Source organism: Gottfriedia luciferensis (assembly GCF_001712755.1).
GTDB lineage: Bacteria > Bacillota > Bacilli > Bacillales > Bacillaceae_G > Gottfriedia > Gottfriedia luciferensis_B.
Map to the genome: position 1 here is coordinate 150,596 of NZ_MDKC01000035.1, position 25,453 is coordinate 176,048.

General features: G+C 32.6%; 27 protein-coding genes and 1 other annotated feature. Of the genes, 4 read left to right on the forward strand and 23 right to left on the reverse strand.

Annotated features, from left to right (window positions below; all coding sequences use genetic code 11):
• Positions 1–50 precede the first annotated feature (50 nt).
• Positions 51–440, forward strand: coding sequence for a fluoride efflux transporter CrcB (crcB, locus tag BED47_RS20105; RefSeq protein WP_069035115.1), 390 nt, complete (start codon positions 51–53; stop codon positions 438–440).
• Positions 437–796: a fluoride efflux transporter CrcB gene (crcB, locus tag BED47_RS20110; protein ID WP_069035116.1), complete on the forward strand. Its 360-nt coding sequence runs from the start codon at positions 437–439 to the stop codon at positions 794–796. The genes crcB (BED47_RS20105) and crcB (BED47_RS20110) overlap by 4 nt, the downstream gene beginning before the upstream one ends.
• Positions 797–858: 62 nt before the next feature.
• On the opposite strand, the gene BED47_RS20115 is transcribed toward crcB (BED47_RS20110), so the two are convergent.
• Positions 859–1,308: an SRPBCC family protein gene (locus BED47_RS20115; RefSeq protein WP_069035117.1), complete on the reverse strand. Its 450-nt coding sequence runs from the start codon at positions 1,306–1,308 to the stop codon at positions 859–861.
• Between the two features lie 181 nt (positions 1,309–1,489).
• On the opposite strand from BED47_RS20115, the gene BED47_RS20120 reads away from it, so the two are divergent.
• The gene (locus BED47_RS20120) at positions 1,490–2,035 is read left to right on the forward strand and encodes a GNAT family N-acetyltransferase (protein WP_069035118.1); all 546 of its coding nucleotides are present in this window, start codon (positions 1,490–1,492) and stop codon (positions 2,033–2,035) included.
• A 66-nt stretch (positions 2,036–2,101) separates the two neighbouring features.
• Here the strand turns inward: BED47_RS20120 and BED47_RS20125 are convergent, their stop codons facing one another.
• From BED47_RS20125 to BED47_RS20135, 3 genes are all read right to left on the reverse strand, one after another.
• Entirely contained in the window at positions 2,102–3,334 is a 1,233-nt protein-coding gene (locus tag BED47_RS20125; protein WP_069035119.1) for an aminopeptidase, read from the reverse strand.
• Between the two features lie 218 nt (positions 3,335–3,552).
• Positions 3,553–4,653, reverse strand: a complete 1,101-nt coding sequence (locus BED47_RS20130) for a prephenate dehydrogenase (RefSeq protein WP_069035120.1) — start codon at positions 4,651–4,653, stop codon at positions 3,553–3,555.
• Positions 4,654–4,689: 36 nt separating this feature from the next.
• Complete coding sequence (locus BED47_RS20135; RefSeq protein ID WP_069035121.1) at positions 4,690–5,775, reverse strand: bifunctional 3-deoxy-7-phosphoheptulonate synthase/chorismate mutase; 1,086 nt, start codon at positions 5,773–5,775, stop codon at positions 4,690–4,692.
• A 103-nt stretch (positions 5,776–5,878) separates the two neighbouring features.
• Positions 5,879–6,105 (reverse strand) — a binding site (T-box leader).
• A 259-nt stretch (positions 6,106–6,364) separates the two neighbouring features.
• Between BED47_RS20135 and sigK the strand changes: the two genes are divergently transcribed.
• Positions 6,365–7,084: an RNA polymerase sporulation sigma factor SigK gene (gene sigK / locus BED47_RS20140; protein WP_069035122.1), complete on the forward strand. Its 720-nt coding sequence runs from the start codon at positions 6,365–6,367 to the stop codon at positions 7,082–7,084.
• A 73-nt stretch (positions 7,085–7,157) separates the two neighbouring features.
• Here the strand turns inward: sigK and BED47_RS20145 are convergent, their stop codons facing one another.
• From BED47_RS20145 to BED47_RS20235, 19 genes are all read right to left on the reverse strand, one after another.
• Positions 7,158–7,391, reverse strand: a complete 234-nt coding sequence (locus tag BED47_RS20145; RefSeq protein ID WP_069035123.1) for a YrhC family protein — start codon at positions 7,389–7,391, stop codon at positions 7,158–7,160.
• A gap of 268 nt (positions 7,392–7,659) precedes the next feature.
• Positions 7,660–8,304, reverse strand: coding sequence for a TetR/AcrR family transcriptional regulator (locus BED47_RS20150; RefSeq protein ID WP_084007012.1), 645 nt, complete (start codon positions 8,302–8,304; stop codon positions 7,660–7,662).
• A gap of 3 nt (positions 8,305–8,307) precedes the next feature.
• Positions 8,308–9,324 carry an ABC transporter permease gene (locus BED47_RS20155; protein ID WP_069035124.1) on the reverse strand — a complete coding sequence of 339 codons (1,017 nt, stop codon included), beginning with the start codon at positions 9,322–9,324 and terminating at the stop codon, positions 8,308–8,310.
• Positions 9,321–10,040 carry an ABC transporter ATP-binding protein gene (locus BED47_RS20160; RefSeq protein ID WP_069035125.1) on the reverse strand — a complete coding sequence of 240 codons (720 nt, stop codon included), beginning with the start codon at positions 10,038–10,040 and terminating at the stop codon, positions 9,321–9,323. Before BED47_RS20160 ends, BED47_RS20155 begins: the two co-directional genes overlap by 4 nt.
• A 175-nt stretch (positions 10,041–10,215) precedes the next feature.
• Entirely contained in the window at positions 10,216–10,908 is a 693-nt protein-coding gene (gene mtnN / locus BED47_RS20165; RefSeq protein ID WP_069035126.1) for a 5'-methylthioadenosine/S-adenosylhomocysteine nucleosidase, read from the reverse strand.
• 201 nt (positions 10,909–11,109) lie between these two features.
• A complete protein-coding gene (locus BED47_RS20170; RefSeq protein WP_069035127.1) occupies positions 11,110–11,706 on the reverse strand; it encodes a YrrS family protein in 597 nt (198 codons plus the stop codon).
• A gap of 66 nt (positions 11,707–11,772) precedes the next feature.
• Positions 11,773–13,533 (reverse strand): peptidoglycan D,D-transpeptidase FtsI family protein, encoded by a 1,761-nt coding sequence (locus tag BED47_RS20175; protein ID WP_069035128.1) that lies wholly within the window; start codon positions 13,531–13,533, stop codon positions 11,773–11,775.
• A 73-nt stretch (positions 13,534–13,606) separates the two neighbouring features.
• The gene (greA, locus tag BED47_RS20180; RefSeq protein ID WP_056472726.1) at positions 13,607–14,083 is read right to left on the reverse strand and encodes a transcription elongation factor GreA; all 477 of its coding nucleotides are present in this window, start codon (positions 14,081–14,083) and stop codon (positions 13,607–13,609) included.
• Between the two features lie 211 nt (positions 14,084–14,294).
• Positions 14,295–14,930, reverse strand: a complete 636-nt coding sequence (gene udk / locus BED47_RS20185) for a uridine kinase (RefSeq protein ID WP_056472723.1) — start codon at positions 14,928–14,930, stop codon at positions 14,295–14,297.
• A 20-nt stretch (positions 14,931–14,950) separates the two neighbouring features.
• The gene (locus BED47_RS20190; protein WP_069035129.1) at positions 14,951–16,228 is read right to left on the reverse strand and encodes a peptidase U32 family protein; all 1,278 of its coding nucleotides are present in this window, start codon (positions 16,226–16,228) and stop codon (positions 14,951–14,953) included.
• Positions 16,229–16,339: 111 nt separating this feature from the next.
• Positions 16,340–17,272, reverse strand: coding sequence for a peptidase U32 family protein (locus BED47_RS20195; protein WP_069035130.1), 933 nt, complete (start codon positions 17,270–17,272; stop codon positions 16,340–16,342).
• Positions 17,265–17,924 carry an O-methyltransferase gene (locus BED47_RS20200; RefSeq protein WP_069035131.1) on the reverse strand — a complete coding sequence of 220 codons (660 nt, stop codon included), beginning with the start codon at positions 17,922–17,924 and terminating at the stop codon, positions 17,265–17,267. The genes BED47_RS20195 and BED47_RS20200 overlap by 8 nt, the downstream gene beginning before the upstream one ends.
• 234 nt (positions 17,925–18,158) lie before the next feature.
• On the reverse strand, positions 18,159–19,193 hold the full coding sequence (gene mltG / locus BED47_RS20205; protein ID WP_069035229.1) for an endolytic transglycosylase MltG: 1,035 nt from the start codon (positions 19,191–19,193) through the stop codon (positions 18,159–18,161).
• A gap of 182 nt (positions 19,194–19,375) precedes the next feature.
• Positions 19,376–19,666 (reverse strand): DUF1292 domain-containing protein, encoded by a 291-nt coding sequence (locus BED47_RS20210; protein ID WP_056472710.1) that lies wholly within the window; start codon positions 19,664–19,666, stop codon positions 19,376–19,378.
• A 113-nt stretch (positions 19,667–19,779) separates the two neighbouring features.
• Entirely contained in the window at positions 19,780–20,196 is a 417-nt protein-coding gene (gene ruvX, locus BED47_RS20215) for a Holliday junction resolvase RuvX (protein ID WP_069035132.1), read from the reverse strand.
• A gap of 3 nt (positions 20,197–20,199) precedes the next feature.
• Positions 20,200–20,466 (reverse strand): IreB family regulatory phosphoprotein, encoded by a 267-nt coding sequence (locus tag BED47_RS20220; RefSeq protein WP_069035133.1) that lies wholly within the window; start codon positions 20,464–20,466, stop codon positions 20,200–20,202.
• A gap of 114 nt (positions 20,467–20,580) precedes the next feature.
• Positions 20,581–23,232: an alanine--tRNA ligase gene (gene alaS / locus BED47_RS20225; protein WP_069035134.1), complete on the reverse strand. Its 2,652-nt coding sequence runs from the start codon at positions 23,230–23,232 to the stop codon at positions 20,581–20,583.
• 356 nt (positions 23,233–23,588) lie between these two features.
• On the reverse strand, positions 23,589–24,656 hold the full coding sequence (locus tag BED47_RS20230) for an AI-2E family transporter (protein WP_069035135.1): 1,068 nt from the start codon (positions 24,654–24,656) through the stop codon (positions 23,589–23,591).
• A 39-nt stretch (positions 24,657–24,695) separates the two neighbouring features.
• Complete coding sequence (locus BED47_RS20235; protein WP_069035136.1) at positions 24,696–25,250, reverse strand: GNAT family N-acetyltransferase; 555 nt, start codon at positions 25,248–25,250, stop codon at positions 24,696–24,698.
• Positions 25,251–25,453: the final 203 nt, after the last annotated feature.

The window sequence follows — 25,453 nt, forward strand, 5'->3', positions numbered from 1 at the left end:
AAAAAAAACGCTCCTAGGGGCGTTTTTATAATGTATTTATGAGGTGTATAATGAGTTATTTATTGATACTAATTGGAGGATTTTTTGGAGCAATTCTTCGTTACCTAATAGGTCTATCAATCCATCCACTTTCAAATGGATTTCCAATTCAAACATTTTTAATTAATATAATTGGATGCTTCTTTTTAGGTTTCTTTTTGCCGATGGCTAAAGTTAAATTAAAACCTGAATATACATTACTAATCGGAACTGGATTTACTGGAGCATTTACTACATTCTCTACTTTTTCACTTGAAAATGTAGCTCTGATGGATGCAAAAAAATTGCTAGTAAGTCTAGTCTATATCATCTCAAGTTTAGTGATCGGAATAAGTTTGGCGTATCTTGGTTTTAAAGCGGCTGAGAAATTCAATAAAGTAAAAGGAGAAACCTCATCATGATTGTTATTGTTGGAATAGGTGGGGGAATCGGAGCAATTTTTCGCTATGCCCTTGGAAACTTTGTTAATAAAAAAGTTAAAACAAATTTTCCTTTTGGAACTTTCGTTATAAACATACTTGGATCGTTTATTTTAGGTTTTATCAACCATTTATACCTCGATAAATCGCTTTCTACTACAATGTGGCTGTTTATTGGTGTAGGAATATTAGGTGGGTTTACAACCTTTTCTACTTTTGGATACGAATCAATTCAATTACTGGTTGCAAAAAAGTATAAAACTGCATTATCTTATATCATTTTATCTACTATTATTAGTATTTGTAGTGCATATATCGGTTTTCATATTTTTAGATGAACCGAGAAATTAGATCTAAAAAAAACCTCTGTTCCCAGAGGTTTTTTATTTTTTCAATTTTATCAACCAAAATCTAATGTTTTACCGGTCTCTGCATATGTTTTTACATTACTTAAAATCATTGGCCAGGTTGATTTTGTATTTTCATATGAAGGGTGATTTTCTGGCCATTGGTCGTTAACTAGTGTTAATTTTGTACATTCACCCATCTCTTCAAGTGTAAGTGTAATTTTAGTTTCTAATTCAGCATGATTTTCACGGTAAACTGGACCTGCATGTTCTGTATAACTCATCATTTTATGAGGTTCAAATGCTAGAATTTTCCCATAAACATGCACTGTATGTTCTCCCGCTTCTCCTGGTCCAATATATTCATACTGTGCTCCGACTTCAAATGTTGATTTTAAAATACAACCAAAAAAGATAGCTTTAGTTCCTTCTGGCGAAACAAATATGTTCCACACCTCTTCAGGTTTAGCCCCAATATAAAACTCATACTTAAGATCTTCCATTTTCTCATCCTCCATTTGTTTTATGTGTAGAATGATGAAATTGATTCTAGATGATACTTCCATTATATACCAAAAGTAGATCAACTACTGATTTCATTTGTTTTCATGAATTTTTATATTAAAATTAAATCATACGAAATTTATTTATAGCTAAAAACAATTTTTAATGCGGGGTGACAAGATGAATTTAACTTATGAAGTAATTGACGAGGATCAAATTGGATTATGTAGAGATTTATGTAATGAATTAATGACATTTCAGAAGTCAAAAGCGAAGATCAAACCAGAGTTATTTGATAGTATGAATTTTGATACACGTATGGTTCCTTCAGTAAAAAAAGCTATACATAATTATATTGTTATCGTGAAAGATGGAGATCAAATCGTTGGTTATGTTTATTCAAATATTTCTCCAAAAGAAGTATATGTAAGCGAATTTGCAACTTTTTTTGACCTTTCTTCAGTCCATAAAAAGAATGTAGGATGTTTATCTCAATTTTACATTAAAGAAGAATATAGAAAATATGGAGTAGGCTCTGTACTATTCAAAATGTCAATGAACTGGCTAAAACAATTTGAAGATGTAGAGGATTATTTTATCTATGTTTCAAATGGTAATGAAGACGCTCTAGATTTCTATAAACGTAAGGGATTCTCTGTTAGCCATACCATATTAGATGGTTTTATAACAGTTTTAAGAAGTAACGATCAATTTCAAACAATATAAGAAAAGTATAAAATAAAGGGGTGTCTCAAAAGATCTTTCGAGACACCCCTTCTAATTTATTTACTATTAAAATGCCCAGTTACCATTTCTCATGATTGGTTCAACTGTACCATCTTCTTTAATACCATCGATATTTAATTCCGCTGATCCGATCATGAAATCAACGTGAGTTAAACTTTGGTTGATTCCTAATTTTTCTTGCTCTTCTGAAGGTAATTTTTCTCCATCCTTCATATTGTTTGGATATGCTTTACCTAAAGCTAAGTGGCAAGAAGCATTTTCATCATATAATGTGTTGAAGAAAATTAAACCTGTATTTGAAATTGGTGAATCATGTGGTACTAATGCTACTTCACCTAGACGGCGAGCACCTTCATCAGTATCTAATAAGTGTTGTAAAGTATCATAGCCTTTTTCAGCTGTAAAATCGACAACTTTACCATCTTTAAATGTTAAAGAGAAGTTCTCAATTAGATTTCCACCGTAATTTAATGGTAAAGTTGCTTTAACAGTACCATTTACGCCATGGCTATGTGGCATAGAGAATACTTCTTCAGTTGGAATATTAGGATTAAACCATTTTCCATCTTCACTGTTCGCTCCGCCACCTTTCCATACATGATTATCTACTAAATCAAGTTTTAAATCAGTACCAGGTGCTGTGTAATGTAATGTTTTGTAACGTTTGTCATTTAATTGAACAACTTTTTCTTGTAAGAAATCGTTGTGTTTAACCCAAGCTTCAACTGGATTTTCATTGTCTACTCGGCAAATTTTGAATACTGAGTCCCAAAGTAATTCCATCGCTTTATCAATTGGTTCATTTGGATAAACTTTTTCAGCCCATTCAACACATGGAATAGCTACGATTGACCATCGAATTCTATCAGCCATCATGTATTCACGATAATTATGTAGTGCTTTGCTAGCTGTTTTATTAAAAGTTGCAATACGTTTTGGATCGATCCCTTTTAATAATTCTGGATTTGGTGAAATTACTGATAAAACAGCACCACCATTTTCAGCTAATTCTTCCATAGCTGTTACTTTCCAGCCTGGGAATTCTCCAAAAACTTCTTCAGGAGCTAGTTCATATTTAGTACGAGTAATTACATCATCATTCCAATCAATGTTTACATTTTTTGCTCCAGCTTCATAAGCGAATCTTACAACTTTACGAACGAATTCTGCAGCTCCGATTGGCGCATTTATTTGTAATGTTTGTCCTGATACGATATTAACACCACTTTTTACCGCAAGTTCAGCATATTTTTCTAATGATTTTTCAAACTGAGACATTGATATCCCTCCATGTTTAACGATTTAAAAACCTAACCTACTAAATTATAATATAAAGTTCAGAAAATTGGTACATAAAAGAGACTGACTATTCATTTTTATTTGAAATGTCAGAGAGACTTTGGCAGACTAGTTAATTACTTGATCTCGTTGTCGCTCTTTAAACAAAAAAAGCACCCTCAAAAAGTGCTTTTTTGTTTAAATAAGTCTAAAATTTTTTATGAAACAATGTACGTTTCATAACCATTAACATTTAGGAATTTTTCAGCTTTCTCTCTGTCATTTTCTGTTTGAAGACTTATTCTTAGTACACCTGGTAACCCTTCACGTGATTCTATGATCCTTAGATTCGTAATGCTTACTTGATGAATCGATAAGATGGTCGTGATGTTAGCAAGCTCACCGACTCGATCTAAAACGTCTACATACAAATCAAAATAACTTGGGATGGCGCCATTTGCTTTTGCTGGCATGTTGTCTCTAAAATCTTTTGATTCCTTGAAATAATGAAAGATATCTTCTTTATCCTGGCTTTCAACAAGCTGATACATTTGTTTCATATCATCAATCCAATTCGAAATTAATGAAAGCAATGTATCCTTATTTTGAATCACAATATCTGTCCACATTTTTGGGCTGCTTGATGCAATCCTAGTAATATCCCTAAACCCTCCGGCAGCTAAAGCTGTTACTAAAGGCTCGTCCTTCGAGTAAGTTTTAACTTGCTTTACAAGATTAGATGCAATGAGGTGTGGAAAATGGCTTACCACTCCGGTGATTTGATCATGTGTTTCTTCATCAATTACAACAAAATGTGAACCTGTTCCTTTAAGCCATTCTTTTAATTCATCAATTTGATCATTTTTAGTATTTTCACTTGGTGTCAAAGTAAAATATGCATTTTCAAATAAATGAACTTTTGCACTCTCGATGCCAGTTTTATGGGAGCCTGCCATTGGATGACCTCCAATAAAGCAATAACCTTTATCTGTAAGAGTCTTTGAATGCCTCATAATTTCACTTTTCGTACTACCTACATCAGTTAATATGACATCATCTTTGAGTTCATATTCACTTAACATATGTATATATTTTATTGACTCCTCTACAGGACAAGAAAAAATGATTAGATGAGCCTTCTCGGCACAGTCTTTAAGCTGTACCGAGATTTCATCTAAAACTTGAATTCTCTTACCAATTTCAAGTTGTTTTTCGTTTATATCATATCCAATTATATTTACATCATGAACTTTTTTTATTGCCAAGGCAATTGAGCCTCCGATTAATCCTGTGCCAATTAAAAGGACGTTCTTTTTCAAGGCATTCACCGCCTATCCTTCATTAAGTAATATTATTTATGATTGTAGTTTTGCACGGAAGTCTTTTAACTCAAACATAAATTCTTCAAATTGTGGGATATTCATTTGTTGAGCTGAATCTGATAACGCAACTGCTGGATCTGGATGTACTTCAGCCATTATTGCATCTGCTCCAATTGCTAATGCTGCTTTTGCTGTCGGTAATAGTAAGTCTTTACGACCTGTAGAATGTGTAACATCTACTACAACAGGTAAATGTGTTTCTTTCTTTAGAATAGGTACTGCTGAGATATCTAATGTATTTCTTGTAGCTTTCTCGTAAGTACGAATTCCTCTTTCACAAAGAATAATTTGGTCATTTCCTTGTGAAATAATGTATTCTGCTGCATTAATAAATTCTTCAATTGTTGCTGACAGTCCACGTTTTAATAATACTGGTTTATTTACTTGACCAACTGTTCTCAGTAAATCAAAGTTTTGCATATTACGTGCACCAATTTGAATTACATCAACGTATTCTAAAGATCTTTCAACATCATTTGGATTTAGAATTTCACTTATTACTGCTAAATCAAATTCATTTGCTACTTCTCTTAAAATTTGTAGCCCTTCGTATCCAAGTCCTTGGAAATCGTATGGAGAAGTTCTAGGTTTAAATGCACCGCCTCGCATCATTGTTAAACCTTGTTGTTTCATAGCTTGTGCCACTGCACGTACTTGTTCATAGCTTTCAACTGCACATGGACCCATAATAAATGATTGAGAACCATCACCAAGGACAATATCATTTTTCACTTTTACAATTGTATTGTCAGGCTTTTTCTTTCTTGAAACTAAAAGAGCTTTTCTGTGATCATCCTCTTGTAACTCTAAGCTTGCCTGGAAGATCGTCTTGAAAATATGTTGTAAAGTAGAAGTTTCAAATGGACCTTCATTTACATTTGCAATCATATCTAATACTTCACGCTCACGAACTGGATCGAAACGCTTAATACCATGTTTAATCTTTTGCTGACCAATTTCTTGAACAACTTTTCCACGCTCGTTTAATAATTCAACGATTTTTAAATTAATCTCATCAACCTTATCACGTAATTGCACTAACTCATTATTTGTACTCATTTCTTTTTCCTCCTCAAATTTTAAATGTCTATTCCAATACCACTTCTTTTATCAAGAAGTAAGTATGTAAAAAATGAAAACAAAAAGTCCCTACTGAATAAACAGTAGGGACGAATTATTTAATCGCGGTACCACCCTAGTTGTGAACAAAAACTCTGTTCACCACCTTCATTTTGTTAACGATCAAAATGACCGTTTCTATTTTCATTAAATGAAATAGAAATTGCTCCAAGAATGTAATTCAGCATACCTTATGTACTGACTCGCAGCTTCCGTCAGCTCTCTTAAACAGGGAAGTTATGCCTACTGTGCCCTTATCAACGCAAATATATTTAATTGTCAAAAGATTCATTAAAAAAGTTATTAATGAGGATTATAAAGCACTTTTAAATAGACTGTCAATGCATTTTTTTTCTAGAATATGTAACGATTTTAAAAAAGATACATCGTTATTGGAATGGTAGCGCTTACTATTTTCAACATTTTTTTTATACTGCTTACATTTTTTTTATGGTACAGACACACAGAATTTGTACATTACATAAATATATAAATAACAACTAACCTTACCTTCCTTAGGAGTGATTATATGCCTGGTCTATTTACCGCCTTAAGTCTTTTCTTAAAAGAAGTGTTTGTGTTTGTTTCCTATGTTAAAAATAATGCCTTCCCTCAACCTCTTTCACAAGCTGAAGAAACGCTCTATTTAAATCGTATGGCAAATGGAGATGGAGAAGCACGGAATTTATTAATTGAACATAATTTAAGGCTCGTTGCTCACATCGTCAAAAAATTTGAAAATACCGGTGAAGATGCGGAAGATTTAATTTCGATTGGCACAATAGGTTTAATAAAGGCAATTGAGAGCTTTGTTCAAGGTAAAGGAACTAAATTAGCCACATATGCTGCTAGATGTATTGAAAACGAAATACTTATGCATTTACGTGCTTTAAAGAAAACAAAAAAAGATGTCTCCCTTCATGATCCAATAGGTCAGGATAAAGAAGGCAATGAAATTTCACTTTTAGACATATTAAAAACTGAGACAGAAGATGTAGTTGATCAAATTCAACTAAATATGGAACTAGAAAAAATCAAGCAATATATTAAGATTCTAGACGACCGTGAAAAAGATGTAATTATTCAGCGCTTTGGTATTGATATGGATAAGGAACTAACTCAACGTGAAATCGCAAAGAAATTAGGTATCTCAAGAAGTTATGTTTCGAGAATTGAAAAACGTGCATTAATGAAAATGTACCACGAGTTTTTAAGAGCTGAAAAAGAAAAGAAAAAAGATAAAAAATAAACCACTAAAGATGAATATGACCTCCAATTGTTAGTCAGATCTAACAATTGGAGTGAATTCATTTTTAGTGGTTTTATGCTTGCTCTTCTTTTTGCATTTTGCGTTTAAAATAATTGGATGTCAGAAAGAAACCTAATGCAAAAATCAGCATTGTAAAAACGATACTTTCGACTATTAATATTTTATGTTGGGTTAATCCGTCCTTTGGAAGGAGAGTCCCGATATAGAAAAAAGTAGCCAATGCTGTTGTTATTGCTCCAAATGTTTTAAAATCGTTAATTTTCGCCTGTAGCTTTTTTAAATTCACGAATACTACACCTTCCCTTCTTGTTGACTTAATAACTTTAACATACTTTATACAAAAAAAGTGAAGGTAATTAAAGGCAGTATATGTAGAGATTAGTAAGTACAATTTGTCAAGGAGTTAATTATTGTCTTGTTGATTTTTGCGTTATGCTTTATCACTAAAACTATATTGCTAAAATATTACCAGTATCTATTTCAACACAAAGAAGAAAGGAATTATTTTAAATCCCTTTCTCTTTCAAATGTGTATACTATCACATATTCTTAAGTTATTTTAGACCATTCTTAATAAACTCAATCGTACGTTCAGTTTCCTGTTCTTCGTTCCAAAAAGGTGTATTTTCTAGGACAATTGAAGAGATAACTAGACCAACTACTGTTGAGATAATTAGTCTTAGTACTGTCGGTATCGGTAGTTCTTTTATTTGCCCTTTATCGATAAACGATTGTAATACAGTGGCTACTTTAGGGTACATTTTATCTTTAAAGAGTCTTTTTAGCTCTTCTTGCATATCGTCTTGGAATGGCATTTCTTGTATGATTATTTTTACAACTGCCTTATTTTTCTTTGCAAATTCCATACGATTTTTAATAAGCGCATTAAGAAAATCTTCAAATGTTTCGTACTCTAAATGAAATACTGCTTTAGAAAAACGATCCATTTCAAAAGGAGCAATTGTTTTTACTAATGTCGGTTTAATAATACTTTTTAATAAATCCTTTTTTGTTTTAAAGTAACGAAAAATAGTACCTTCAGCAACATTTGCTTTTTTGGCAATTTCATTGGTAGATGTACTAACGAATCCTTTTTCTGCAAAAATTTCAATAGCAGCTTCAAGGATTTTTATTTCTTTTTCATTCATTTCTTGTAATTTTTCTTCTGGAAAAAACTCTTCTAATTTAATTGGTAACACTCCTTAAATTGAACGCTGTTTCTTTAATGCAACTATATTTAAAGAAATAAATAATATTGAAAATCCAAGTAGGATTAATAATTGATATACAACATCAGAAAGTGACTGCCCTTTTATCATAATTCCTCTAAGAGCTTCTGCTCCATATGTCAGTGGTAAAATACCCCCGATAAATTTGAACCAATTGGGTAAAAATGCCGTTGAGAAAATACCTGAAAAAAGTATTTGCGGAACAGCAATAACTGGAATAAATTGTACAACCTGAAATTCATTATTTGCATATGCCGATAACAGCATACCAAGTGTAAGAGCAGTTAAAGATAATAGAATATTAACTACACAGACTTCCCATGCACTTCCTACATTATACATATCTAATACACTGATTGAAAAGACTGTTATGATGATTGATTGGATTAAAGCAAAAAATCCAAAGCCTAAAATATAACCAACAACAATTTCCCATCTTTTGACTGGTGTAACGAGTAATCTTTCAAGTGTTGTTGTTAATCTTTCCCTTACAAATGAAATACCTGATAAGATAAAAACAAATAAGAACGAGAAAAATCCAATAAAAATTGGTCCAATTGAATCAAATGATTCCATATTTTTGCTACCATAAATTGGGTCCATTACTATTTTAAGATTAGAAGGGGTATTTTCCTTAACTGCCGATTGAATTGCATCCATTACTGCAGTTGATCTTGCTTTATCTGTCCCTTCAAACTGTACAACTATTTCTCCTGATTTGAACAAAACAGCTCCGTCAAGATCCATATTTTTCAATTTATCTTCAATGTCTGAAGGATTTACATTTTTTACTTTCGCATAATCTTTTACAATTTGCTCAAATGCTGGAGGCGCATCTACTAGTGCTAAAGTTGGTTTTGTGTCATCTTGTTTTAAGATATAAGAAAATAAAAACAATAATACGATAGGAGCAACAAAAATCATTGCAAGGGATCTTCTATCTTTTAAAAATTGTTTTATTATACGTTTAGAAATAGCAAAGACTCTCATGAGCTCACCTCAGTATTAAAATATAGGTCTTCGATTTTGCCTGTTTTTGATTGCGAGATTAAATTTTCAGTAGTATCTAAAGCGATTAATTCACCTTCTCTAATTAATCCGATTCGTTCACATTTTTCAGCTTCTTCCATGATATGAGTTGTAATAATTATTGTAGTACCTTGTTTTTTCATCTCAAAAAATTGATTCCAAATTTGCTTTCTTAGAACTGGATCAATTCCAACTGTCGGTTCATCAAGGATTAATAATGTAGGTTTATGAAGGATTGAAATTGCAAGAGAAAGTCGTTTTTTCATTCCACCAGAATATTGATTAACTTGCTTGTTTAATGAGTCCTCTAACCCAACGATTTGGGCTACTTCTTGAATTCTTGATTTAAGTTCTTTACCTTTTAGATTATATAGGGCACCAAAGAAACTTAAATTATCAGCACCCGTTAAATCGCTATATAAAGCGTCAGATTGTCCCATATAGCCTATTGAAGGAAGGACTGTGAAATTAGGCATTTCATTATTGTAAACTAATACTTCGCCATTTGAACTTTTATCGATCCCAGCAATTAATTTTATTAAAGTTGTTTTACCAGAACCTGATGGACCTAAAATCCCAAATATCTCTCTTTCTTGAATGCTCATTGAAATATTTTTTAGCACAGCTCTTTTTCCAAATAAACGGTCAACATTTTGGATTTGAACAACATTGCTCATCTTATTCCTCCGTTCAAGTCTATTTCTTTTAAAGTACACCATAATGAGTGAGTACTCACTTTATATCTTTATCTTAATCCACTTTTTATTGCCAGTCAACAAAAAGTGAGTACTCACTCAATTGTATTTTAATAAAAAAAGAAAGATGACTATAAGACATCTTTCTTTAAACAATTTATAACGCTTTAATCATTTCCTCAACCATTAATGTAGAATTAACAGCAGCAGTATGAATGAATTGATCAAATGAAATATTTGATTCTTTCCCTGCAATATCAGACAATGCTCTTGTTACAACAAATGGTACTTTAAAAGCATAACAAACTTGTGCGATTGCAGCTGCTTCCATCTCTACAGCATACAGATCACCAAATTTCTCTTTTACAAAGTCAACTCTTACTGGATCGTTCATAAATGAATCACCAGTTACGATTAATCCTTCAACAACTTGGATACCATTAATTTTTTCAGCGCATTTTTTAGCGATAGACTTTAATTTATCATCAGAAGGGAATGCAGCTGGCATACCTGGAACTTGTCCATATTCATAATTGAATGCGGTAACGTCTACGTCATGATGACGCACCTCAGTTGAGATAACAACGTCCCCAACATTTAAATCCGTATGGAGTCCACCTGCAGATCCTGTGTTAATAACAACATCTGGCTGGTATTTTTCTAAAAGAATTGCTGTTGCCATTGCTGCATTAACTTTACCAATGCCAGACTTTAATAAAATTACTTCTTTTCCTTCGTATGTACCTATGTTATATTCTGAACCCGCAACTTCTTCTTTTCTTACATTGTCTAATTTATCGCGTAATACATGTACTTCTTCTTCCATTGCTCCAATAATAGCTATTTTCATTCTTTTAATTACCTACTTTCTCTTTCAAACTTTAATTATTTTACCATATAGCGACATATCATTCATCTTTAAGAATACGTACAACAAAAAACACTTTAATTCTTAAAAAGAAGGACATTCTTTTACTTTACCGGAGCTAGCTTACTATGTGGCGTAAGCTTACCATTTCTCCTGTAGGGCCTAAAAACTTCATTCCCTCGTTTAATACTTTAACTCATTTACTTCTTGTACCAAAATAGGTAGCCAGCCTTCTTTTACAACCCAGTGTAAGTATACGACATATTTATAGCTTAAGTCGTTTGTGGCAACGTATACTTTTATACTTTGTTGATCGAATCCTTGTTCAATATGCCAAACTGAATAATCTTCTTTTGTTAATGAAATCGCATTTGATACTGCTTCTTCCATTTCATAAAAATCCTGAGACTTATGACTATAGTGAACTGTATGAGGTTCAATTTGTCTTGTTTTGTTAGGTGTCCATTCTTTTACAGTCGATTCTATAATATTTTCATCGTTTATTGAATCTTTAATGATCTCATTTACTTTTTCACGATATTTCGCTTGATATGGATTCGGTATATCAGTCATTTGCTTTGGTTCTTGAGCAATCGTAGTAATCTTAGCTTTTGCCGTATTAGGCTCTATCTTTTGTTGGTTAACAATCGGTAAAGCTATTTTTATCCCTAAATAGATGATTCCAAAAAGAAGTGGAATAAGTAATATTCTGTAAAAATAATTCCCACTTCGTACTCGTCTTAATTTTTGGACCCTTTTGTTTGGTTCAATCGAAGACATTGACAAAATCCTCCAAAAACAACTAATTTTTCCCTATTTTAACATAGAGTTAATTAATTAAAAAAGCTATTTTGTGTGGTTTTTATCAAAGTTATAGATAGATTTTATTAAACTTGTAACTGTGTCAGAAGTAGATGTAACTTCGTTTGAAACATTTAAACTAACTACAGCGAATGCATATCTTGGCTGATCATATGGAAAATACCCTGCAAACCATTTGTTTTGTTCGACTATTTTACCATCAACTACTTTTGTTTCAGCTGTACCACTTTTCCCTGCTAAAGTGTAAGGTAAACTAGTATATCGATTTCCTGTTCCTTTCGCATCCGTAACGACACCACGAAGTAACTCTCTTAATTGTTGCATTGAATCCGGAGCTAAATAATCATCTACTAATGTCTGTTCTGGAAATTTAAACATTTCTGTACCATTTTTATATAATACAGAATCGACTACTTTTACTTGTTTTGGGCTACCACCTCTTGCAATTGTAGCCATCATATTAGCTACGGCTAAAGGGGATACTTTTACATCCTGTTGCCCAATGGAAGTATTTAAGAGCTTATCACTTAAATAGTTTCCTACAAAATAAGTTGGTTTCCCTTCGTTTTGAAATTGACTAAAACTAGACTCATGATAGACAGATCCTGTCCATCCTACTGGACCATCTAAACCTAGCTTTTTGGCATATGTTTGAAACATATCTTTATTTTTTAAAGTTAATTGTTTACCTAATTGACCAAATGTGTAATTACAACTTTCATAGAAACTTTGTTGAAAAGTTAAATTTCCTTTACGCTTTTTCTCTTCATCTTCGTATTTACCAACTAGATTATTATTACAATTATACACTTGATTTTCTTTCACAATTCCTTGATCTATTGCGGCAGCCGCTACAACTGTTTTAAAGACAGAACCTGGTGTACTAGCTAATAGTGCATAATTAGTCGCCGTATTATCATTCGAAGAAAATAGTTTTTGGAAATTCATATTTGGTCGGCTAACCATTGCTAATAAATTGTTAGTCTTTACGTCAATTAACACTGCTGCACCTTTTTGAAGTTTAGCTTGATCAACAGCCTGTTCTAATATTTGTTGTAAATCTTTATCTAATGTAGTTGAAAGGGAAACTGGATAAAATGGATTACTAGGTTTCGCATATTTTACTTCATTTCCAAACATCGGTTTACCTAAATTATCTACGTGAAGCATTAAATTAGATGTGCCATCAGATTTTAAGAAATCTTCAAACTGAGCCTCTAAGCCAATTACCCCAAATTCTTTAGGTTTATAATCTCGATCACTTTCATACTGTTTTTCATATTGTTCTTTATTTTCTCTAGCTATTCCAATTAGGTGTTCTGCCAATTGTTTATCGTCTTTGTCTTGAGACAACATGGAAATAAGTCCAGAAACATGTAAATTATTTATTTCATCAATTTGTTCCGATGATAATGTTTTTGTCATTCCTTCTAATGTAAAAGGTTCTTTTTTACCGTTAAACTGATTTTTAATAGCTGCAACCGGTACTCCTGTAATCGACGATAATTTATCAATCGGCCAATCGATTGTTTTTAAAAATGGAAATAAAATAACTTTTGGAGTGTAAGCTGCACTTAATAATTTTCCATTTCGGTCAAGTATTTTTCCACGTCCATTATCAATCCGAAACTGAAATGTTCTTTGAGCAACACTTCGTTCGATTAGATTTACCTTTTGTGGGCCAAAATTCTTTTGATGTAGTACACTAATATCTAAACATCTGTATACGATTAAAGAAAAAAGTAACGAAATTATAATTAATATGGCTTTTATCCGTCTATGCATATAAAAAACACCTCATCTACAGTGTAGACGGGGTGTTCTTTTTTCAAACAATTAAATTGTTAAACAAATCAAATTATTTAACAGCAAGAATTCTTACTTGCATATCTCCACCTGGAGTATTAACTGTCACTTCTTCACCAACAGTTTTGCCTAATAAGCTTTTTGCGATTGGAGAATCATTTGAAATTTTACCTTCAAATGGATCAGCCTCAGCACTACCTACAATTGTGTAAGTTTCTTCGTCACCAGCTGGCAATTCTAAGAAAGTTACAGATTTACCTAAAGTTACTGTATCTGATGCATCATTATTTTCAGTAATAATTTCAGCATTACGGATCATATTTTCTAAAGTTGTAATACGACCTTCAACAAATGCTTGTTCATCTTTTGCAGCATCGTATTCAGAGTTCTCTGAAAGGTCACCAAAGCTACGAGCAATTTTAATACGCTCTACTACTTCAGCACGCTTTACTGTTTTTAAGTTTTCTAATTCTTGTTCTAATTTTTGTTTCCCAGCTAAAGTCATAGGGAATTTTTTTTCGTTAGCCATTTTGTACACTCCTTTTAGTATCCACCGTTTCTTTTATGTAGAACTTCTAAATATATGTTTATACAATGTAGTTGTACAAACAGTGTATGAGAATAATTTATGAAACATTCAACTTATGAAAACGCATTCTTTTATATAGAAAGATGAAGAAGTTAGTGCTTCTCCATCTTTCCAAAATTATATTTAGGAATTATTCTCTCATATGAACGTATTATAATACACTTACTCTTTCAAGTATAGTCTGAATTTTTGTAGCCATTAAATCAATAGCCACAAAGTTCTGACCGCCTTCTGGTATGATAATATCTGCGAATTTCTTAGATGGTTCACAGAATTGATTATGCATAGGGCGTACAACATTTACATATTGATCTACCACAGAATCAACTGTTCTTCCACGTTCTTTTATATCTCGTTGTATTCGACGAAGTATTCGTAAGTCAGCATCCGTATCTACAAATATCTTTATATCCATTAAGTCACGTAAACGCTCGTCTTCTAGTACTAGAATACCTTCTAAAATTATAACTTCTTTTGGTTCTACAGGGATTGTTTCTGAAGATCTTGTATGAATTGTATAGTCATATACAGGTTTTTCAATTGCTTTGTATTGCAATAAATCTTTTATATGCTCAATAAACAAATCATTATCAAATGCTAATGGATGGTCATAATTTGTTTTCAATCTTTCTTCCATTGGTAAATGCGTTTGATCTCTATAATAAGAATCTTGCTGAATCATTAAAATTGAATGACCTTTAAATTGATCATAAATTGCTTTTGTTACAGAAGTTTTACCAGAGCCAGTCCCTCCAGCAATTCCAATTACAATGGGCTTATTCCCCATACTTCAATCCCTCTTTCTTATCAAACTAACTTTTTTCTCATCATGTTGTAAGGATAAACTTTTTGATCCACTTTAATTTTTACAATTTCTAATGGATGTCTTGCAGCGTCTACTTCTGTTTCATCTTCATTGACAATTACACCAACTGTTTGTTTGAAGTTTTCAATTTCAGGTCCAAAGAATTCAATTTGATCACCTGGCTTGAAGTAGTTACGTTGTTGGATTGTTGCGATACCAGTTTCATCATCATAGTCTAATACAAGACCTGCAAAATCATACGTAGTTTTTTTGCTATGATTTCCATACATTTGCTCTTTCATTCCTGGGAATCCTTCAAAGAATGAAGAAGCAGTGTCACGATTAGCACATTTATCTAGTTCTTCAACCCATTCTTCTTTAAATTCAAAGTTTTCTGGGTCAGCACAATATGCATCAATTATTTTACGATAAACGGATACAACTGTTGCTACGTAATGAATTGATTTCATACGGCCTTCAATTTTTAAACTATCTACACCCATTTCAATAAATTTAGGAATTGAACGTAATAAATTTAAATCTTTCGGGCTCATTGCAAATGGTGCATCTTCTTCAGCAAATAAAGCATTTTCTGATGCATCCGGATTTTGTGACTCAGTTTGGACTAAATCATAATCCCAACGACATGATTGACAGCATCCACCACGATTCGAATCACGTGCAGTCATATGATTACTCAAAGTACAACGGCCAGAATAAGCAATACACATTGCTCCATGAATAAATGTTTCAATTTCAACGTCTACTTTTTCTTTAATTTCTTTTATTTCTTCATAGCTCGTCTCACGTGCTAATACTAATCGATGTAATCCTTCTTCTTTCCAGTACTGAGCAGCACGATAATTTGATAAAGATTGTTGTGTACTTAAATGTACTTCTAATTTAGGTGCAGCTTCTTTACATGTTTCAATAATATATGGGTCAGCTACAATAATACCCGTAACTCCAGCAGCTTCAATTCCTTGTAAATACTCAACTAATCCGTCCATGTTTTCGTTATGAGCAAATATATTTGTTGTTACATAAATTTTCGCATTAAATTTGTTTGCAAATTCTACTCCTTCAGCCATTTCTTCAATAGAGAAGTTATCTGCATTCGAACGTAAACCGAACTCTCTACCACCAATAAATACAGCATCTGCGCCATATCTTACTGCAATTTTTAATTTTTCTAAATTACCAGCCGGTGCTAATAGCTCAGGTTTCTTCACGATTACACGTTTGCCATCAACTATTTTATCTAATTGTCCAATTGCCATTATTAGTCCTCCTCTTTAATACAGGGAAGGTACAAGGTTCTAGGATACTGTTTTTACTGATTTCTAGAATTCCCTGGCTTTCCTGCTTTTCCATCATTAATCTAAACTCTATTAATACACTGTTTCTTTAAAGAAAAATCCTGTATCCAGTGGTCTGTTAATAGGTTGGATTGCTTCGATTTTGTCGAAAAGTTCGTCTTTGATTTCTTCGTAGGCCCCGCGGTCTTCTACACATAGGTCTATAGCTTGTCTATATAGTTTTGTAACTTCAATGATATACTCTGAAGATTTTAAGACACCATCAATTTTGAATGAATCAATACCTGCATCAACTAATTCTTCTAACTCGTTAACAATACAAATATCATTTGGACTCATAATATGAGTACCATTTTGATCTTCAAAAATTGGATATTTATTATTACGTTCGTGGTCAACTAAGAACATATTTTCTTCATATTTTTTTTGTTCAACGATTTCTAAATTCTTACCTTGGTATTCAAAATAGTTACCAACAAGTGAACGTTTTGATTGGAACATAGCAGTCATTCCATGTACTTGTACTTCGATTTCTACCTTAGCATTTTCTTTAATTTCAGCAACAGCTTCAAAGCTTAATTCTCTAGCTAATACCGCACGTTTTGATCCACGTTTACCCCAGTAATTACAAGTAAACCAGTTTGTAGCCGTTGTTTCCGTATTCCAATGTAATTGCATATTAGGTGCAATCGCACGCACTGACATAAGAACTGCAGGATCTCCGAATACAATTGCATCTACATTTGCATCTCTTAAAAAAGCAATATAATCTTCAATTTCATCAAGAATTTCATTATGGTAAACGCCATTCATAGCTACATATACTTTTACATTTTTTTTATGTGCAATTTCTACCGCTTCTTTTACAGCTTCACGATTAAATTCGCCCGCTAAGCGTAATCCAAAACGTTGTTCACCAATAATAACTGCGTCTGCACCTGCATCAGCTAATTTATCTATATCACTTAGGTTAGTTGGCGTAACTAATAATTCAGGCTTAATCATTATTAACTCCCCTTTTCTTACTAATAGCAACTCCATCACCTATTGGTATAATTGTCGAATCATACTTAGGGTGATTCATTAGCCATTCATTGTAATTTTGAATCTTTTTTATTAAAGCTTTCTTTCGTCGATCATCAACTAAATCCGCACTTTCAGCAACTTGGCCTTTAAATAAAACATTATCTGATATGATAACGCCTCTGTCTGATAACAAAGGCTCATATAATTCAAAAAATCGTTTATACTGAGCTTTAGCTGCATCGATAAAAATAACATCATATTGTCTGTTTTCAGGCAATTTTTCTTTTAAAAGTAAAGCATCACCTTCTAAAAGTAGAATTCGATTACTGTAATCACTTCGCTCAATAAACTCTTTTGCTTTTCGAATTCTCTCTGCGTTTCGCTCCATTGTAACAATCTTCACATTTGGAAACTCTTTTGCCATTCGAATACTTGAATAACCTATCGCACTTCCAATTTCAAGAATTGAAGTTGGCTGTATTAAATAAAGTAAACCAAGCATAAATTCCATGCCTGCTTTATCCATGATCGGCACATGATGCTCAAATGCATATGTTTCCATTTCTTCTATAAAAGGTTCTCTATGTTTATAAAAATTCGTCAAGTATTGACGAACTAAAACGTCATTCATTGCTTATAAAGCCTCCAATAGAAATACAACCTTGTCTTAAAACAAGGTGTAAGTAAAATTTCTGTGTATCTGAATTTTTTTAGACCCGTAATATTCTAACATAAAAAAAAGACCCTTGGCTAGTACCAAGAATTGTAGCAACGCTTTCACTGTTTTTTAATTTACAAAATTCCTCAGTAGACTATTTATACTACTGAGGAATTTAATATTTTGTATACAAGTATTTCCAACTTTTTATTTTATATGCTTTTCTTTTTCAGTATTGTGCTCTGCTAACGATTTTGTAAAGATTACTTTACCTGTTTTATCTGCAAGGAAATATAGATAATCTGATTTAGCAGGCTCAAGAGCGGCTACTATACTATCAACGCCAGCACTTGCGATTGGTCCTACCGGTAACCCTTTAACGTAATAGGTATTATAAGGAGATTTAACTTCTAAATCTTTATATAATACACGTTCTTTATGTTTACCAAGTGCATACAAAACTGTTGGATCCGTTTGTAACGGCATTCCTATTTTAAGTCGATTATAAAATACACTTGAAATTAACTTTCGATCGGTTGTACCAGTTGCTTCTTCCTCAATTAACGAGGCCATTGTTAATGTCTGATGAGGCGTAAGTTTTTTATTACTCATTTCTGCTTTATATTGGTCTAAAATTTTCACTGTTTCATTTAGCATAGGTGTGATAATTTCCTCTAAGCTCGGAGTAAAATCCCCATACATATAAGTTGAAGGATATAAGTACCCCTCTAATGGATAGCGAATTCCAGGTTTAAAAATATCATTCGTTATTAATTGAGGGAACTTTTTTTGTAGCCCCTGAATAAATGATTTATCATTCAACTGTTTTAGTACAGCTGCTTGATCTAATTTAAATTCTTTTGCAATAATCGCTGCAATTTCGTTTATTTGAGAACCTTCGGGAATCATTAAATCCTTTACAGCAACCTGATATTTACCACCTACCTGTAAGTGGTTTACAATCGTTGCAACCCCTTGGTTTTCGCTAAAATGATAATTCCCTGATTTTAGACTAGCTTTGTTATGCAACTTCACATATAGTTTAAAAATTGATGTATTTTTTATTAAGTTTTTCTTTTTAAAAATTGCTGCAATATTATCAACAGAGCTTCCTTCAGGAATTGTTACCAATTTAATTTGTTTATTTGCTGAATTAACAGGTTTTAACATATATTTATAAGTTGCAAAACCCGCTCCAACTACGACAATACAAGCAATAATTAAATATGTAAAAATAAGCATACCTTTGCTTTTTTTATTTGTATTCTTGTATCCATTCTTATCAAAATCATTAAATGACAAACTTATCTACCTCCTTTTCCACGTTATAGTATACTACAAATATGTGCTAAATCGGCAATTTTCTACATAAAAAAAATGCTAAACACTTTTATAAGCGCTTAGCATTTTTAAATCCAGAGATATTATTCTCCTTCTTCTTCGTCAAAGAAAGTGTTTAATACTTCTTCAACCATTTCCCACTCTTCGTCAGATTCGATTGGATATAACTCTCCATCTTCTCCATCTTCTGCAGGAATGAAGCTAGATGCATGATAGATTGGGTCTCCATCTTCATCAAACTCTTGTCCAACTGGACTATAAATTACGTATGATTTACCATAATCATCTGATTCAAAAGTCATGATAATATTACAAAGAATCTCATTACCTTCCTCATCGATGATTGTAATTTGTCTGTCTTCACCGTGTTCCATTTATATCACCTCAATTATTTTAATCCTTTTATGTATAAGTGAATAGTTGGAGGGGCCGACCATAAGTACTAATGCAAATACTCTTGTTGTCGGCCAATCTCCATTCTACTTTATCACTTTATACTATCTAAGTAGTTTTGTAAAATAACTACTGCTGCCATTTTATCAATTACTTGTTTTCTTTTCTTACGACTTACGTCAGCAGAGATTAGAAAACGTTCGGCAGCCATTGTTGAAAGTCTTTCATCCCATAGTATAACCGGAAGATTGAATTCTTCTTCAATCATTTTTCCAAAACGCGTACAAGCTTCACCGCGTTCTCCAATACTTCCGTTCATATTTTTAGGTAAGCCTACAACTATTTTTTCGATTTCGTAGCTGTCGATGATTTCTTTTAGTCGGTCTAGTCCAAATTTCTGACGTTCTTCATCAATTTTTACTGTCTCAATACCTTGAGCTGTCCAACCAAGAGCATCACTTACAGCTACACCAATTGTTTTAGTACCTACATCTAGCCCAAGTGCTCTCATTAATTATTCTCCACGATGTTGTAGTAAGTAAGATTTAACTAATTCTTCAATGATTTCATCACGTTCTAATTTTTTCATCATACTTCTTGCGTCATTGTGACGAGGAATGTATGCAGGATCACCTGATAATAAGTATCCTACTATTTGATTGATTGGATTATAGCCTTTTTCTTGTAACGCGTCATGAACCTTTAACAAAACTTCATTAACTCGTATATCTTGACCTTCATCTTGCAAACTAAACTTCATCGTTTTATCAAATGAATCCATACAAAGCACCCCACTTATCCGTATATTTTTAGCTAATTACATTGTACCATTTTTATTACGCAGTTACGAATCAGCTAAAAATTTTTATATCTGTTATTGTACACGATTTTTGTATTATTTTGAAATCGTGTTCATCCATTTTTCAACAAAAGCAACAGCCTCGTCTAATTTTGAAGGATCTTTACCGCCAGCTTGAGCCATATCAGGACGGCCTCCGCCTCCTCCACCACAAATTGAAGCAGCTTCTTTTATTAGATTTCCTGCATGATATCCTTGACCTACTAAATCTTTTGTAACACCAGCAATTAAGTTAACTTTACCTTCATTAGCAGAACCAAGTAATACAACAACAGAACCAATTTTATTTTTAAGGTCATCAACCATTGTGCGAAGACTATTCATATCTGCTCCATTTACTTTAGCAGCAACGAATTTTACTCCATTTACTTCTTTCACGTTATTACTAATATTTCCTGCTTCAATATTACTTAATTTTGAAGAAAGTGATTCATTCTCTTTTTGTACTTGTTTTAAATCTGATTGTAAAGTTTCAATACGAGCAACAACGTCTTTTGTATTTGATTTTAAAAGGCTAGCTGCCTCTTTAAGTTGACCAATTTGTTCTTGCATATATTCATAAGCTGATTTGCCAGTTACTGCCTCTATACGGCGCGTACCAGCTCCAATACCTGACTCAGAAATTATTTTAAATGTACCGATCGATGCTGTGTTATCAACATGACAACCACCACATAGTTCAAGACTATAATCTCCAACTTGTACTACTCGTACTACATCACCATATTTTTCACCGAATAATGCCATTGCACCCATTGCTTTTGCTTCAGCAATTGCTTTTTCAGAAATTTGAACAGGGATGCTTTCCCAAATTTTTTCATTCACAATTTTTTCAATTGTTTCAAGTTCTTCAGACGTTACTTGACCGAAATGCGAGAAGTCAAAACGTAAACGTTCTTGGTTTACTAATGAACCTGCTTGATTTACATGAGTTCCAAGTACATCCTTTAATGCTTGGTGTAATAAGTGAGTAGCTGTGTGGTTCTTTACAATGCTTGAACGGTTAGCTTTATTGATTGTTGATTCAACTTTAGCACCAACTGATAACGCACCTTCAACAACTTTCACTCGATGTAAATTTTGACCGTTTGGAGCTTTTTGAACATCAAGTACTTCTACCTTTAAACCAGGAGCAGTTAAAGTTCCACGGTCTGCAATTTGACCCCCACTTTCAGCGTAGAAAGGCGTTACATCAAGAATTAAATGAGCTTCTTCTCCATTTGCTACATCTTCAACTTTTTCTCCGTCTTGTACTAGAACAAGTACTGTAGATTCAACCGAACCTTCGCTATACCCGACAAAAGCTGAAGTTTCTTTGATTTCACGAAGTGCTTCACTTTGTACCTGCATTGAGTCAACATCTTGTCTTGCAGAACGAGCACGCTCACGTTGTTTTTCCATTTCAACTTCGAAACCGTCATGATCAACTGTTAATCCTTCTTCTTCTGCATATTCTTCTGTTAATTCAATTGGGAATCCATATGTGTCATAAAGACGGAAAACATCTTCACCTTTAATTACAGTACTTCCTTTAGCTTTTGCATCTTTCATTACATTTGTAAGAAGTGATAATCCTTCATGTAATGTTTCATGGAAACGCTCTTCCTCATTTTTAATTACTTTTTGAATGAACGGTACTTTTTCTTTTACATTTGGATAGTAGCTTTCCATGATTTCAGCAACAACTGGAACAAGTTCAAACATAAATGGACGCTCAATACCTAATTTTTTAGCAAAACGAACTGCACGACGGATTAATCGACGTAATACATATCCACGACCTTCATTTGAAGGAAGAGCGCCATCTGCAACAGCAAAAGATACTGTACGTATATGGTCAGCAATTACTTTAAAAGCAGTATCTTGATCTAATTGTCCATTTCGATATTTTTTACCAGAAATTGTTTCAACAACATTGATAATTGGCATAAATAAATCAGTATCAAAGTTTGTGTCTACTTCTTGTATTACACTTGCCATACGTTCTAAGCCCATACCAGTATCAATGTTTTTATTTGGTAATTCAGGGTATTCTTTACGGTCTAAACCATCTTTTGAATTAAATTGAGAGAATACAATATTCCAAATTTCTAAATATCGATCATTTTCTAAATCCTCTTTTAATAATTTAATTCCAATGTTTTCTGGATCATATTTTGTTCCACGATCATAGAAAATCTCTGTACATGGTCCACATGGTCCTTCACCAATTTCCCAGAAGTTACCTTCTAACAGGATAATATGCTCAGGATTTAATCCTAATTTAATCCATAAATCATACGTATCTTTATCTTCTGGATAAACAGTAACGTATAATTTTTCTTTTTCAAAACCAAACCATTCAGATGAAGTTAAAAGCTCCCAACCCCATGTTACAGCTTCTTCACGGAAATAATCTCCGATTGAGAAATTACCTAGCATTTCAAAAAATGTATGGTGACGAGCTGTTTTCCCAACATTCTCAATATCATTTGTTCGAATTGATTTTTGTGAATTTGTTATTCTTGGATTCTCTGGAATTACTCGACCATCAAAATATTTTTTTAATGTCGCTACACCACTATTAATCCATAATAAAGTTGGATCTTCTACTGGTACTAAAGATGCACTTGGCTCAATAGAGTGACCTTTTTCTTTAAAGAAGTCTAAGTACATTTGGCGAATTTGAGCAGCAGTTAGCTTTTTCATTATATTAACCTCCATTTAGTAAATTTATAATGTTATAAAAACAAAAAAATCCCGTCCCTAAAACAGGGACGAGATGTACTCGCGATACCACCCTGATTATGAATAGAAAGCTAGTTGCTTAGGCAAAATGCCTCAAAGTCTATTCATCACCTCAAGAGACCGTAACGTGGTCTGACGCGTCAGTGATTAGCTGCATTCAGGAGTAGCTTTTCTGTCACCCTTCATTAAAGTTTCTTTCAGCCTAGGAAACTTCTCTCTTTTGCATAAGCTTAAATGGTTTAGTGACATACTTGTTCCTTCAAAATTTTGCAAATATAAATTGTATGAAAAAATAGTATCATTGTCAAAAATGAAAGTCAAGTTGAGAGACGTTCTTTTCTATTACTGTAATAGCGAATAACAGAAATAATGACAACTAATAATGGAACTGCAATTAACAAACCAATAAAACCAGCTATTTCACCTGCAACTAATAATGAAAACATAATAATAACTGGATGAGTATGAATTGATTTTCCAATTATAAGCGGAGAAAGGACGTTACCTTCAATCAATTGTAAAACAATTATAGTAATACCTACTCTAATTAATAAACCGGTCCCTTCCGAAGCGGCTAGAAACAAGGTTGGTACAGCTCCAATAACCGGTCCGAAATACGGAATGATATCTGTTATTCCTATGACAACTCCTAATACTAGAGCATATTTCATTCGAACAATCCATAGAAAGATTGTTGCTAATACAAACAATAAAAAGCAAACTAATATTTGACCACGAATATATTTTCCAAAAGTATTATTTAGTTCTTTTGCCAAACCTTTTGCTTCATATCGCCATTTGTAAGGGATAATTTTCCAAAACATATTCGATAAGACCTTATAGTCTTTTAAAAAGTAAAAAACGATAAACGGAATGATAAAGAGTGAAATAATATTATTTACTAATTGCTTCATCCATTCACCAGATTTACTCAATAATGATAATCCCGATTTTTCAGCACCATTAATCATTAAATCAATACGATTATGAAGAAAAATTGGCATCCTCGAAGTCTTTCGTTCGATTTTTGATAAAAAATTATCATATAATGCCATTACTTTAGGAAAAGCTCTTAAAATATCTTGCCACTGTTGTTTAAAAATAGGGAGTAATAAATAAAGCCCAAGTACACACCCTCCAAAAAATAATAAATAAATCAATAAAATCGCAATTACTCGTTTTATCCCTTTATTATGAATATATTCAATTGCTGGATGTAGCAAATAAGCAATGATTAACCCAATCAAAAATGGAACCATCGATTTTAAAACACCAATTACAATATGTAAATAAACCGGTTTTAAATAATAAAAAACGATTCCAACTAATCCAATTAACAAAATTAAACATAGTCGATATATCCACTTTAACTTTAAACCGTCCATAAAAAACCTCCATACTGGTAATAGTATGGAGAATTTCGATTAAATTATGTGACTCGTTAAAAAATTTGCGAAGTCTTCCCTCTTCACAACATTCAATTCACATTTCGTTTTTGCTTCTTTTTCAATGATTGCTAGTTCTTTTGGAAATTCTTTCTCTACACCAATTGTCATAAAAGCTAATTTCTCTTGTGCTCGCCTAGATCTAATATTTGACGCTTTTGCACCAGCAAAAACATAGTCCATTTTCAACTCGTTAAAAGCAATTTTTAAAATTTCAATTTTCGAAGCTTCATTATACCCTTGTCCCCAAAATGGAACCCCTATCCAAGTGCCGATATGACAAATTCCATCTCCTCGGTCAATGTGCTTTAAACTTGTTATACCGACAACCTCATCTTGCTCATTTAAAATTATCCGATTTATTACTTTACCGTCTAATTCCTGCTGAACAATATAACTTATAAATCCAATTGTATCCTCAATACGATCTACTTTTATTCCCAAAACATCTTTCACACCTGGATCTGATGATAACTTAAAAACCTGCTCTGCATACTTTAAATCATTCTTAACAAGCTTAACTCCCACTCCCATATTTACCATCTCTTTTCCATGTTTTTATAAATGATAAAAGAAGATGATCATTTTCTCAATGAAAAAATTTTAAATATATTGGGAATGTATGATTAGGATTGGATTTAATATATTGATTTAATACATTGAAAAAAACAAAGCACATGTAGTAAATATGGTTATATTATCAACAAACTAAGTAATTGTTTTATTCTTGAGAAGTT

Bases quoted from the DNA above. Each gene is read 5' to 3' on its own strand.
- crcB (WP_069035115.1), top strand. From the start codon at position 51: ATGAGTTATTTATTGATACTAATTGGAGGATTTTTTGGAGCAATTCTT.
- crcB (WP_069035116.1), top strand. From the start codon at position 437: ATGATTGTTATTGTTGGAATAGGTGGGGGAATCGGAGCAATTTTTCGC.
- BED47_RS20115 (WP_069035117.1), bottom strand. From the start codon at position 1,308: ATGGAAGATCTTAAGTATGAGTTTTATATTGGGGCTAAACCTGAAGAG.
- BED47_RS20120 (WP_069035118.1), top strand. From the start codon at position 1,490: ATGAATTTAACTTATGAAGTAATTGACGAGGATCAAATTGGATTATGT.
- BED47_RS20125 (WP_069035119.1), bottom strand. From the start codon at position 3,334: ATGTCTCAGTTTGAAAAATCATTAGAAAAATATGCTGAACTTGCGGTA.
- BED47_RS20135 (WP_069035121.1), bottom strand. From the start codon at position 5,775: ATGAGTACAAATAATGAGTTAGTGCAATTACGTGATAAGGTTGATGAG.
- sigK (WP_069035122.1), top strand. From the start codon at position 6,365: ATGCCTGGTCTATTTACCGCCTTAAGTCTTTTCTTAAAAGAAGTGTTT.
- BED47_RS20155 (WP_069035124.1), bottom strand. From the start codon at position 9,324: ATGAGAGTCTTTGCTATTTCTAAACGTATAATAAAACAATTTTTAAAA.
- BED47_RS20160 (WP_069035125.1), bottom strand. From the start codon at position 10,040: ATGAGCAATGTTGTTCAAATCCAAAATGTTGACCGTTTATTTGGAAAA.
- mtnN (WP_069035126.1), bottom strand. From the start codon at position 10,908: ATGAAAATAGCTATTATTGGAGCAATGGAAGAAGAAGTACATGTATTA.
- BED47_RS20170 (WP_069035127.1), bottom strand. From the start codon at position 11,706: ATGTCTTCGATTGAACCAAACAAAAGGGTCCAAAAATTAAGACGAGTA.
- BED47_RS20175 (WP_069035128.1), bottom strand. From the start codon at position 13,533: ATGCATAGACGGATAAAAGCCATATTAATTATAATTTCGTTACTTTTT.
- greA (WP_056472726.1), bottom strand. From the start codon at position 14,083: ATGGCTAACGAAAAAAAATTCCCTATGACTTTAGCTGGGAAACAAAAA.
- udk (WP_056472723.1), bottom strand. From the start codon at position 14,930: ATGGGGAATAAGCCCATTGTAATTGGAATTGCTGGAGGGACTGGCTCT.
- BED47_RS20190 (WP_069035129.1), bottom strand. From the start codon at position 16,228: ATGGCAATTGGACAATTAGATAAAATAGTTGATGGCAAACGTGTAATC.
- BED47_RS20195 (WP_069035130.1), bottom strand. From the start codon at position 17,272: ATGATTAAGCCTGAATTATTAGTTACGCCAACTAACCTAAGTGATATA.
- BED47_RS20200 (WP_069035131.1), bottom strand. From the start codon at position 17,924: ATGAATGACGTTTTAGTTCGTCAATACTTGACGAATTTTTATAAACAT.
- mltG (WP_069035229.1), bottom strand. From the start codon at position 19,193: ATGCTTATTTTTACATATTTAATTATTGCTTGTATTGTCGTAGTTGGA.
- BED47_RS20210 (WP_056472710.1), bottom strand. From the start codon at position 19,666: ATGGAACACGGTGAAGACAGACAAATTACAATCATCGATGAGGAAGGT.
- ruvX (WP_069035132.1), bottom strand. From the start codon at position 20,196: ATGAGAGCACTTGGGCTAGATGTAGGTACTAAAACAATTGGTGTAGCT.
- BED47_RS20220 (WP_069035133.1), bottom strand. From the start codon at position 20,466: ATGGATTCATTTGATAAAACGATGAAGTTTAGTTTGCAAGATGAAGGT.
- alaS (WP_069035134.1), bottom strand. From the start codon at position 23,232: ATGAAAAAGCTAACTGCTGCTCAAATTCGCCAAATGTACTTAGACTTC.
- BED47_RS20230 (WP_069035135.1), bottom strand. From the start codon at position 24,656: ATGGACGGTTTAAAGTTAAAGTGGATATATCGACTATGTTTAATTTTG.
- BED47_RS20235 (WP_069035136.1), bottom strand. From the start codon at position 25,250: ATGGGAGTGGGAGTTAAGCTTGTTAAGAATGATTTAAAGTATGCAGAG.